The sequence below is a fragment of the Streptomyces mayteni genome, assembly GCF_054783955.1.
This window is the reverse complement of sequence record NZ_BAAGPR010000052.1, coordinates 41,423-51,962: the sequence shown is the minus strand read 5'-3', so window position 1 is coordinate 51,962 and position 10,540 is coordinate 41,423. Positions and strand designations below refer to the sequence as shown.

Here is a 10,540-nt window from a genome sequence, read left to right as displayed (position 1 = left end):
GGCGGCCAGGGCGGTCAGGGTCTCGGCGCGGTAGTAGAAGTCCTCGCGCAGCACCTGGTGTTCGCGGCCCTCGGTGCGGTCGAAGGTGAAGTCGAAGGTCAGGTCGTGGGTGAGGTGCGGCAGCTTGGCCTGGAGGCCGTTGCGGGACAGCGTCTCCTTGGCGCCGATCAGGATGTCAGGGTTGATCACAGTGGCCTCGCCCTGCCCAAGGTGGGAGGCGGTGCCCTCCACTTCGTGGAGGGTAGGCAACGTCGCTTTGTCAGTTCGTGCCTACCCCATCCAAGGGGCGTGCCATCGGTGCTCGTCTCCGTTACCGGGAATACTCACAGTCAACCGCATGGTGCGGGACCGCAAATGCGCCGGACATGACGGCGTGCCCCCGCATGGCCGAAGGCGAAGCCCCGGTGGGGCCCCGCCAGAGGGGAAAGAACGGCGGCGGGTCCCGGTGGGGTGCCCCCACGATCTTACGGGCGGACATCCGGGTGAGCTCCCATGGTGCGCTAGGCGCCCAATCGGGCATAGAGCCCCGGGACGAATCCCATGGCGACGCCCGGCCCTCACCGCCTGTCGCTGGCTGTGACTCAGGGATCTTGGAGCGGACACCCCTGCGAGGGCCGAGCAATTCAGAGTTTAAGGTCCCCCGCGTTAGCCGGACAGTCCTCATCCGAGCGAACGCCGAGGCGCCAGATTGACAAGTGTGATGTATCGCTGGGCATATTCCGCCCCGTTGACGCCCGACGCCAGCCTCCATCCGGTCCCCCTCAGACAACCGCCCCGCGGGCGAACGGCCGTCGCAGGCTGGTTCCAACCCAGTTCGGGTGGCCGGGCCTGGGCTCATGCACTGATCGCGACTGATCCGCCCAAGACCACCACGCCGGGTTGCCACCATCGTGGTGCGCGCGCCGGCCTCCAAGGCACCGATCGATCCCGGGGCCCGCGATCTCGAACCCCTGACGTCGACGCCGTTCGCGTCCATGCGGCTGGCCGAGGTGGCGGTGTCCACCATGCCACTGGCTGACCGGCCGCGGTTTTCCGAGCACGTACATGTGCATCCCCATGGGCCACGCGAGAACCATGCGGACAAGAAGGCTGGCACCGAACGGCTTCGCCCTTCGGTGTGAGGTGCCGGGGCGCCTACGCGTCATCCCCCCGTAGCTTCACGGACGGTGAACGTGAGCCCACATCGGCGGGTATCCGCCCAACGATCTGGCTCCCCCGGGCCGCCCAACAACCTCAAGGACTCCCATGCGCATCCGTGCCGTGATCGCCGCCATGTCACGAGGCACTCGCTCTCGCCAGCCCCGCCCAGACCAACGCCTCGGTCGGCGTGACCTGTCCCAGCGACGTCCTGTGCATCTTCTGATCTACACAAGCGTTGTGGCCAGGCCCGGTCGCAGCCAGCGACGGCCACGACCGCGCCAACCACGGGCACGCCCGGGCGGCCGAACCACGCAGGAGTTCGGAGTGAGCGTCTTCGTGGCGTAGGCGTCCAACCCTCGGGGCGCCACCGGCGCCTTCGCGAAAGCGCGTGACGGCGCTCTTCTCCGCCCGTTTGGGCCGAGAAGAGCGCCGTTGCCGCGTGAGGGGAGAACGGCCGTGTCGCCACGGCCCCGCACGGAGCCGACCCGCTGGTGCCGACCGCCCCCGTCCTCGTCGTCCACCGGCCGCTTACGTCCACCAGCCCAATATGCGGCATCTGGGCGGCTTTGCATTTGCGGGCCCGATATGCCGGCCACAGGCTGTGGGGGAGACCGCGCTACCGGAGTCCGCGGTGAACTGGATGGAGGTCCCTGATGGAAGAGCCCATGACGGAGTCGGTGGTCAAGGAGCCCTACGAGCCGCCGATGCTGGTGGAGGTGGGGTCGTTCGGCGAGCTGACCGCCGCGGGCGGGATCGACCGCAACGACTTCTTCGACTCCTACGCCTGAGTCGGCGTCGCGCCATGGCACATGGAGAAGAGTCGGGTCATGGCCGTGACTGGTTCGCGGTGCTGCCGGACTGCGACGCGGCCTGGGCCGCGATCGCCTCGGTGGCACCGCGTCCAGTCGTGTCCGCGTCTCACGCTTCGGGTCGGCCTTGGCTGGTCGAGCCGGGCGACGCGGGCGGGCGAGGCAACCGGCGGAGGGGCGTCGTGGCGGAGGCGGGCCCGGTCCGGCTGGCGGTGTGGGGGGACTGCTCGCCGAGTGAGAGACGGTTGGCCGAGTTGGCCGGCCGCGTTCGCTGTCTCGAGGATCTGGATCGCCTGGTCGGCGCGATCCCCGGCAGCGTCCACCTGCTGGCGTCGGTGGACGGGCGGGTGCGGGCCCAGGGCACGGCCTCCGGACTACGCCGGATCTTCCACGCCCGCGTCGGTGGTGTGACACTGGCCTGCGACCGCTCCGACGTACTGGCCGCCGCGATGGGCGCGGAGCTGGATGAGGAGACGCTCGCGACGCGGCTACTGGAGCCCGCGGTGCCGCACCCGCTGGAGGAGCGTTCCGTCTGGCGGGGCGTCCACACGGTCGGCGACGGCTGGTGGCTGCGATTGGACGAAGACGGCTCCGCTCGCTGCCGGCAGTGGTGGACGGCGCCCGAGCCCGAACTCCCGCTGGCGCGCGGCGCCCGTTCAGTGCGTGCCGCGCTGGCCTCGGCGGTCGCCGCTCGAACCGCCGACGGCGGGAGCGTGAGCGCCGACCTGTCCGGCGGGATGGACTCCACTTCGCTGTGTTTCCTGGCCGCCCGTGGCCCTGCCCGCCTGCTTACCTGTACTCGCACCGGAGGGGACAGCTCCCACGACGACGCCGCTTGGGCACGGCAGGTCCCGGCTCATCTGCCCCGTGCCGAACATCTGTTGATGGACTGCGCCGACCTGCCGCCGTTCTTCGCCGGCTTGCTGGCCTTCGGCCGTGACGCCGACGAACCGGTCCGCGGCGCCCGCACCGCCGCCTACGCCACGGACCTGGCCCGCCGGATGGCCGCCGCCGGCTCGCGCCTGCATCTGTGCGGCGAGGCCGCCGACCAGGTGGTCCAGGGATTCCCCTCCTACCTGCACACCGCCGTCCGCACCGCGCCTGCCGTCGCCGTGCGTCATCTGCGGGCCCTGGCCGCCCACCGCCGCTGGCAGGTGGTTCCGACGGTGCGGGCCCTGGCCGACTCCCGCACCTACCCGCGATGGCTGACCGCCACCGCGGGTGATCTGACACCGCTGTGGCAGCACAGCGGCCGCCCGGCAATGGGCTGGCAGTTGCGGCCTGGCATGCCGCCGTGGGCCAGCGACCAGGCCGTCGCCACCGTCCGCGGCCTGATCCGCGACGCCGCCCCCGACGCCCGGCCGCTGGCGGCCTCGCGGGGTCAGCACACCGTGCTGATGGTGATCCGCTCCGCCGCCCGCATCGCCCGCCACCTCGCCCGCACCACCGCCGGCGCCGGCACTCCCACGCACTTTCCCTACCTCGACGACCAGGTCATCGACGCCTGCCTGGCCGTACGGCTGCACGAACGCACCAGCCCCTTCGTCTACAAGCCCCTCCTCGCCGCGGCCATGCGCACCACCGTGCCCGACGTCTTCCTGGGCCGCCGCACCAAGGGCGAGTTCACCCTCGACGTCCACACCGGCCTGCGCCAACGCCGCGCCGACATCGCCGAACTGCTCGACGACCCGCTCCTGGCCCGCCTCGGCCTCGTCGACCTCCCCGCCCTGCGCCAGGCCGCCCTCGGCCTGCACCCACCGCTCCTGCCCACCGTCCAGCTGGAGACCACCCTCGCCCTGGAGAGCTGGCTGCGCCACCACACCGCCCCTGGCACCCCGGCCCGCACGACACCGCCAGCGCCTCTCGTGAAGGAGCCACACCCATGAGCCCAGCCCTGCGCCGCGACATCAGCACCGCCGACACCCCGGAAGGCACCGTCCTGCTCGACCAGCGCACCGGACGGTACTACCAGCTCAACCCCGCCGCCGCCCTCATCCTGCGCGCCCTGCTCGACGGCGCCGACCCTCGGCAGGCCGCCGACGCCCTCACCCACCACTACGACATCCCTCGCGACCGGGCGGAAGCCGACGCCACCGCACTCACCGCCCAGCTGCACGCCGCGGGACTGATCACCCGGTGAGCGTCCACGTCATCGTCGCCGAACGCCGCCGCCTGCCCCCGCACCGCCAACTGCTCCCCCGCCTCGCCGTGGGCGCCGCCCATCTCATCGCGCGCCTGCCGCCCGTGCACATCCGGCGTCTGCTCACCCTCGCCGCACGCGACGCCAAGCCCGCCACCTACGCCCAGGCAGCCCAGGCCCGCGCCGACGTCACCGCCGTCAGCATCCGCTGCGCGGGCAACGGATGCCTCCCCCGCTCCATCGCCACGGCCCTCCTCTGCCGCGCCCAAGGCACCTGGCCCACCTGGCACGCCGGCGTCCGCGTCATCCCCTTCACCGCACACGCCTGGGTCGAAACCGACGGCACCCCCGTCGACGAACCCTGCCCCACCACCAGCCTCCACCCCCTCATCACCGTGCCACCCGGGACAACCCCGGCCCCACCCATCAACCAGCCCGGCCCGCACCTCTGACCGGAGAGAACCGGCTCCTACGTCGGCTCGCCACCCGCGGATGGTCGAGTTACCGGTTTCGCGACGGCGACTACCTTCTGAAAGAGACAGATACGCCGATTTATCCTTTCTCGTCGAGTGTCTGCCGGGAGAGGCCAGACACGGGTGACGGAGAGACGCCATGACGAAGAAGAAATTCAAGGCGGAGAAGAAGTTCATGGCAGAGGCGGTGCGCCTCGCGATGGAGTCGGTGGTACACGGCTGGGGCGGGCCGTTCGGCGCGGTGATCATCCGCGACGGTGAGATTATCTCCCGTGGCCAGAACCGGGTCCTGCTGACCGGCGACCCGACAGCGCACGCCGAGGTGGAGGCCATCCGCAAGGCGATTCAATTGCTGAATCCGAAGGCGCCGTCGATCTCGGTGAAGCACCAGAACGAGAGCACGCTGGAATTCATCGAGCGCGAGGAGGGCTCCCCCGACACGGTGAAGGAGCGGGCTCGGATGCTCAAGGGCTACGAGATCTACGCCAGCGGCCAGCCGTGCCCGATGTGCATGAGCGCCATCTACTGGTCTCGGTTCGACGCCCTCTACTACAGCCGCAACCTGCACGACACCGCCGAGATCGGGTTCAGTGACGAGTTCCAGTACCAGGACTTCACGAAGCCGGACAACAAGCGCATCATCCACATGGAGCAGAGCTACCCCGAACTCGGCAAGAAGGCTTACAAAGCCTGGGCAGTCAGACCTAACAAACATCCCTACTGATATTCCGAGCAGATGAGCAGCTGCCAGAATCAGATAGCGGAGTTCCTCAGCGGGTTGCACCGCTGCGCACCTGCCGATTGACGGCTCGGATAAGGAAATCCTCGACTGCGCGGGCGTAGGCGCCTGGATGAGAGAAGCGGAACATGTAGCCCGGTGCGGTCCCGTACGGCCTCGTGGACACCCGGGATGTGCTCGCGCGAGATCCTGGGCGGCGTCCTCACCGATCGGCACGTCATGGGACGGGGTCAGAATCAGCATGAGTACGTGCACTTGGCCGAGACGATTGGTGTAGTCGGCGTTTGGTGCAGCGACGAGGCGGGCGGCCGGGTGTTGTCCAGGCGGCTGCTGTCGGCCTGCTCCAGGGGACTTGCCCCTCAGCATCATGATCATGCGGCGAGGCCAACCGGCGCACATGGACGCGAAGACCGCCGGTTCCGGGCGAGCAGCCGCCCGGCGCGGCACATCGCACCATCCTTCACCCTCACGGGCGAATAACCCTCCTGATGGGCTTAGCCGCGGAGTACCTCGGTCACCATGGCGGTGGGGTGGCTTCTCCTTCGGCACCCTCCCGGCGCCACCGCGCGCGACATGGCGCTCCGCCGAGAGGTGCACACGAGACGCGGAGGTGCCAACGTGTCTTCCGGATCGCTGGTTGTCGTCGGGACGGGCATCAGGGGCATCGGCCAACTGACCTTCGAGGCCGCGGGGTGGATCCAGCAAGCGGACCACGTCGCCTACTGTGTGTCCGATCCGGTGACCGAGGTGTGGATCCAGGAACACAGCAAGTCGTCCCAGGACCTGTACGCGCTGTACGGCAACGACAAGCCGCGCCGGGAGACCTACCAGCAGATGGTGGCCGCGTTGGTCCAGCCGGCGCGCGAGGGCCAGACGGTGTGCGGGGTGCTCTACGGGCACCCCGGCGTGTTCGCCGACCCCCCGCACGAAGCGATCAAGGTCCTGCGTGCCGAGGGAATCCCCGCGATGATGCTCCCCGGGGTATCGGCAGTGGACTGTCTGTTCGCCGATCTGGGAATCGACCCGGGGACGGTCGGCTGCCAGGAGGTCGAAGCCACCGAACTGCTGCTCAGCAGCCCCCCTGCTCACCGACTCACACGTGGTGATCTGGCAGGTCGGCTGCGTCGGAGACCTGGGGTTCCGCTTCGGTGGCTTCGACAACGACGACAACCGTCGAGTACTCGTCGAATACCTGGAGAGGTTCTATCCCTCGGAACACCAGGTCACCCACTACTCTGCCGCCCAGTACTCCGTGTGCGGGCCGCTCATTCGCACACTCGGGCTCCATGAGCTTCGCGAAGAACACCTGACCGGTGTGAGCACCCTGCATGTGCCACCCCTCGCTCCACCGGGCGAAGACCACGCCATGGCCCACCGTCTGAGAATCCCGTCGAGGCCACAGACGGGACGTGCCGCCAGGACCAGGGTGCCGCCGCACCTGGACCGCTACCTGCCCACCCGCAGAACCAGCCCGCTGGCGACCTACCTCGCTCGGCTGGCATCTGATCCCTCCCTGTTGAGCGCATTCATGCGGGCTCCCGAATCGGCGGTCACGGAAGTCGCGGGACTGGGCGACGACGAGCGCGAGGCACTGCTCTCCGGCGATCCCGGCGCGATCCGCATGGCGATGAAGGACACCACCGAGGCAAGGGAAGCCGAGACCCCCTCCAGCTGATGGAGGGCCAGGGCCGAGCCGTGCCCAACCAGCGCACCACCGACCTCAGGAGGAACAGCCGTGCCCCAGCACACTCCCGGCCCCCGCTCCACGGATGAGCGAACCGCGCCCGCGAGCGAGGGCCTGCGAGCGGCGGTCATGGACCCCACCCGCTGCGCCATCCGCACCCTTCCCCAACCCGGCACGACCCAGGTGGCGATCATCAACGTCCACGTCACCCACGCCGTCTACCCCTCTCCGGGCACGACATGACCTGAGCCGGGGCGCCGGACAGCGGGGACCACCGGCCGGCCGGGCAGCCCTCCGGCCGCCCGGCCCATGCTCTCCCGGCCCAGCCGCCTTCACGCCTTCCGCGCGCCGTTGCCGTTGCGCGGCTTGGTCTGCTGCTGCGGGTCGTAGCCGGCGAAGGGCCGGTCGAAGAGCCAGTTGTAGAGCATCTCCCGGCAGATCTCCGGTTGGTACGCCGGCACCTCGTGACCGGAGTCCGGCACGGCCACCTGCGTCAGGTTCCGCAGGCTGCGGACGAAGCCCTTGGGGTTGCCCTGTGCCTGGGTCCAGACCAGCCGGGGCGCGTTGCGCCACTGCGCCTGCTCGCCCCGCTGCTCCATGAGGCCGTCGAGGATCTCCTCGGTGCACCGGTATCCGCAGGCGAGGTCGAAGTTCCCGGTGTAGAGCAGGGTCTGGTATCCCTTGTCGATGATCTCCCCGTACTTGCCGGAGGCGTCCGCCATGTTGTCGTCCACCAGGGCCTCCGCCACTGGGCCCTCGTTGTCCTGGCACTCCCAGACGATGTCGGAGTGCACGTGTAGGGCCTTCTTGACGTCCGAGCTGTTGAGGTAGGTGCGCAGCGCGCCCATGGAGATGTCGTCCCAGCGCCGGACGTCGTAGAGGTCGAAGTTCCCGCCGTAGGCGAGGACGGTGTTGACCAGGTCGTTGCCGAGCTTGGTGGCCTTCTTCATGTCTCCGGCCCGCAGGGCGGCCTGGAAGTCGGCGTAGGCGTCGTCGAGGGAGTCGCGCCCGCTGATGCCGAGGTAGCCGGTGGCGTAGGCGTAGTCGATCGAGACGCGCAGCGAGAGCTCCGGGGTGATCCAGCCGTTGCCGACGGCAATGCCCTTCAGCTCGAGGTGTCGGCCCTCGGTGCCTTCGCTGTTGCGCCGGTCGATCTCCAGGGCGATGGCCGGCACGTACTTGCCGGCATAGCTCTCACCGCAGACGTAGAGCGGGCACTTGGCGTATTCGGGGTGCAGGCGGAAGAACTCCTGAAGGCCCTGCCAGAACATCCGGGCGAGGGTCTCCTCGTCGTGGACGTACTCGCCCTCGGTGTCGGAGTAGCTGTATCCGGCGCCGATCGGCTGGTCCCAGTAGACGACGTGCGCCTCCTGGTTCCAGCTCCTGGGGGTCACCGACACCGTCCCGTCCGCGTCGTCGCCGATGGACAGCGGGCCGTTCTCCAGGAACAGGCCCATCAGCGAGGAGGCGCCGGGCCCGCCGTTGAGCCAGATCAGCAGCGGCGTCCGGCTGATCACGTCCTGCTGGTCGGGCACGGCGATGTGGGGGTTGCAGGTCTGGCTCTCGAAGAACCAGTAGAAGAGGTGGTTCTGGGTTCCGGGGTGCTCGGTGTCGTCGATGTGCACGTGCCCGGCGTAGGAGCGGACCTTCTTGGTGTCCTTGGTGAGGAAGTCGATGCTCAGCGTGTTGGGGATGTTCGCCGGAATCGAGGCGACGAGGTCGGAGGACATGGTTGCACCGTCCGTTCGGCAGCGAGGGTCAGGGGGCGAGCAGGCGGCGGCGCCGCGACTGTGTGTGGTAGGAGCCGGTGAAGAGACCGGCCGTCCTCTCCTTGGCTTCGAGGGTTCCGATGCGCTGTCCCATGTGCAGTTGCAGGGCGGGGAACCGGTCCTTCTCGAACAGCAGGATGTTCAGCGACCCGCCGTACTTGAAGTTTCCGATCTTCTCGCCCTTCTCCACCGGGACCGGCTCGTCGATCGGGCCCTTGAACTTGTCCAGGAAGTTGACGGAGGCGATCGAGTTGAGCCCGACGGGCACCAAGCCCACATGCGTTTCGTGTCGTTCGCCGAACGGGTCATGGAACGCGGTCCTGATGATGACGTAGCCGCGGCGGAAATCGTCGAACATCTCGTAGTCGTAGCCGTAGCCGACATTCCCCTTGTTGAGCAGTTCGGGGAAGTCCCGCATCCCGTAGTAGACCCCGCCGACGCCGTCATTGGCCTCCACTACCTCACCGCCCACCGGTGAGTGGTACCAGTGATAGGTGTCGGGCATCAGGATGCAGGACACCGCCGTGCCGCCGATGAAGTTCTGGTAGTAGTCGGAGTCGGCGAGCAGCTGCTTGACGTTCATGGTGACCGTCTTGACGGGGATCGGCGTGGTGTCCGTGAGTTCGTCGACGATCATGTTGATGACGCAGTCGGTCGGAGCGACCACGACGCTGTTGTCGTTCTCGGCTTCGATCGGTCGTTTCCCTGGCTTGAGATCCCGTACGAAGAACTCGTTGAAGTTGGGCCAGGGGCCGTCCTCGAAGTCCTCCATCTTCGATCCGAGCTTCTCGATCCAGATGTTGACGAGTTCCTGCGACTTCACCGGGTCGTCCATCTGCTGGCCCTGAAGTTGAGTGAAGTCCGCCGTCATCTTCAGGCCAGGTCCGCAGGTCACGAACACCATGCCGTAGTCGTTCTCGTAGTTGATCCAGCTGAACTTCTCGATGAAGTCGAGGCCGGCGTTGGGCTCCGCCGTCCAGCCCCACTCGTACCACTCCTCGAAGAAGCGGCACAGGAATTCAATATCCCTTTTCCGCCAGTCGCAGCGCACGTTCGCCGGAGTGTCCGCCGGAAACGGCACCACGTTCCTGATCGCCGCGTCATACATGGTCCTGAAACCCTCGTAGTCGACCTCATACCACCCTCTGATCTTCGCGAGAAAATCACCGAGGCTCTGCGATGGTTCATCTTTGACCTGCATAGGCTGCCCCTGACTCTTCTGGCCATCGTGGTACCCCTGCGACACCACGATCACGGCAGCACCAGTATTAACTGTTTCGGGCTCGCCACCCGGGGCACACGCGCTCGCTTCACCAGGACGTGAACTGCCCTCCTGATGTGAAAAATTCCGTTCTCGTCATAGCTCGAAAGAAGCCGGAACGTTTTACCGCGCCTCCGGGCTGAGATCCCATCATTCGAACCAATGACAGCCGCACATCATCGCCCACGGCGACCTCCGCGCGAACAGGGGACCGCTGATCGGCGCATCGGACCGCCCCGCTGGATCGCGACGCACCTGCGGCCCTCCCGGGCAGGCTTGTCCACCGCTCCTGGTCATGGCCCGCCGTAGCCCGACTGGATGTCCCACCCGTCAACCAATCCGTCGGCCACTGCGGATCGCTTCTTCTGCATGCCCACTGTCGAAACTGCCGACAAGGGCACCAACAGAACCGCGCTCCGAACGGTGAACCAGTCCCGCGGCACGCAAGTCGAAAGTGGCCAAGGCGCACTTCACGCCGTACACATGAGCAGCATCCGTGCCTGCCCCTGGGGCCGCTCGGGTGCG

Annotated in this window: 10 protein-coding genes and 2 pseudogenes; 9 read left to right on the top strand and 3 right to left on the bottom strand. The window is 68.0% G+C overall.

Annotated features, from left to right (window positions below; all coding sequences use genetic code 11):
- Nucleotides 1-186 (bottom strand): annotated as a pseudogene (locus ACYVPE_RS22435) (methyltransferase); the annotation flags it as partial.
- A 704-nt stretch (nucleotides 187-890) separates the two neighbouring features.
- On the opposite strand from ACYVPE_RS22435, the gene ACYVPE_RS22430 reads away from it, so the two are divergent.
- The 9 genes and pseudogenes from ACYVPE_RS22430 to ACYVPE_RS22390 all read left to right on the top strand — a co-directional run bounded on the left by ACYVPE_RS22430 (nucleotide 891) and on the right by ACYVPE_RS22390 (nucleotide 7,228).
- Entirely contained in the window at nucleotides 891-1,121 is a 231-nt protein-coding gene (locus ACYVPE_RS22430; protein WP_461035467.1) for a hypothetical protein, read from the top strand.
- A 672-nt stretch (nucleotides 1,122-1,793) separates the two neighbouring features.
- Nucleotides 1,794-1,928, top strand: coding sequence for a lasso RiPP family leader peptide-containing protein (locus ACYVPE_RS22425; protein WP_461035466.1), 135 nt, complete (start codon nucleotides 1,794-1,796; stop codon nucleotides 1,926-1,928).
- A 203-nt stretch (nucleotides 1,929-2,131) separates the two neighbouring features.
- On the top strand, nucleotides 2,132-3,835 hold the full coding sequence (locus ACYVPE_RS22420; RefSeq protein ID WP_461035465.1) for an asparagine synthase-related protein: 1,704 nt from the start codon (nucleotides 2,132-2,134) through the stop codon (nucleotides 3,833-3,835).
- Nucleotides 3,832-4,089, top strand: a complete 258-nt coding sequence (locus tag ACYVPE_RS22415; protein WP_461035464.1) for a lasso peptide biosynthesis PqqD family chaperone — start codon at nucleotides 3,832-3,834, stop codon at nucleotides 4,087-4,089. Before ACYVPE_RS22420 ends, ACYVPE_RS22415 begins: the two co-directional genes overlap by 4 nt.
- The gene (locus ACYVPE_RS22410; RefSeq protein ID WP_461035463.1) at nucleotides 4,086-4,541 is read left to right on the top strand and encodes a lasso peptide biosynthesis B2 protein; all 456 of its coding nucleotides are present in this window, start codon (nucleotides 4,086-4,088) and stop codon (nucleotides 4,539-4,541) included. Before ACYVPE_RS22415 ends, ACYVPE_RS22410 begins: the two co-directional genes overlap by 4 nt.
- 160 nt (nucleotides 4,542-4,701) lie before the next feature.
- The gene (locus ACYVPE_RS22405; RefSeq protein WP_461035462.1) at nucleotides 4,702-5,286 is read left to right on the top strand and encodes a nucleoside deaminase; all 585 of its coding nucleotides are present in this window, start codon (nucleotides 4,702-4,704) and stop codon (nucleotides 5,284-5,286) included.
- Nucleotides 5,287-5,820: 534 nt separating this feature from the next.
- Nucleotides 5,821-6,366: pseudogene (locus tag ACYVPE_RS22400) on the top strand (SAM-dependent methyltransferase); the annotation flags it as partial.
- 34 nt (nucleotides 6,367-6,400) lie between these two features.
- Nucleotides 6,401-6,976, top strand: coding sequence for a hypothetical protein (locus ACYVPE_RS22395; RefSeq protein ID WP_461035469.1), 576 nt, complete (start codon nucleotides 6,401-6,403; stop codon nucleotides 6,974-6,976).
- 60 nt (nucleotides 6,977-7,036) lie between these two features.
- Nucleotides 7,037-7,228: a hypothetical protein gene (locus ACYVPE_RS22390; protein ID WP_461035461.1), complete on the top strand. Its 192-nt coding sequence runs from the start codon at nucleotides 7,037-7,039 to the stop codon at nucleotides 7,226-7,228.
- Nucleotides 7,229-7,317: 89 nt separating this feature from the next.
- Here ACYVPE_RS22390 and ACYVPE_RS22385 read toward each other — a convergent pair whose 3' ends face one another.
- Nucleotides 7,318-8,715 (bottom strand): S10 family serine carboxypeptidase-like protein, encoded by a 1,398-nt coding sequence (locus ACYVPE_RS22385; RefSeq protein ID WP_461035460.1) that lies wholly within the window; start codon nucleotides 8,713-8,715, stop codon nucleotides 7,318-7,320.
- Nucleotides 8,716-8,743: 28 nt separating this feature from the next.
- Nucleotides 8,744-10,009, bottom strand: coding sequence for a phosphatidylserine decarboxylase (locus ACYVPE_RS22380; protein ID WP_461035459.1), 1,266 nt, complete (start codon nucleotides 10,007-10,009; stop codon nucleotides 8,744-8,746).
- Nucleotides 10,010-10,540 lie beyond the last annotated feature (531 nt).

Excerpts from the sequence above, each read along its gene's own strand:
- ACYVPE_RS22425 (WP_461035466.1), top strand. The coding sequence starts at position 1,794 with ATGGAAGAGCCCATGACGGAGTCGGTGGTCAAGGAGCCCTACGAGCCG.
- ACYVPE_RS22415 (WP_461035464.1), top strand. The coding sequence starts at position 3,832 with ATGAGCCCAGCCCTGCGCCGCGACATCAGCACCGCCGACACCCCGGAA.
- ACYVPE_RS22405 (WP_461035462.1), top strand. The coding sequence starts at position 4,702 with ATGACGAAGAAGAAATTCAAGGCGGAGAAGAAGTTCATGGCAGAGGCG.
- ACYVPE_RS22385 (WP_461035460.1), bottom strand. The coding sequence starts at position 8,715 with ATGTCCTCCGACCTCGTCGCCTCGATTCCGGCGAACATCCCCAACACG.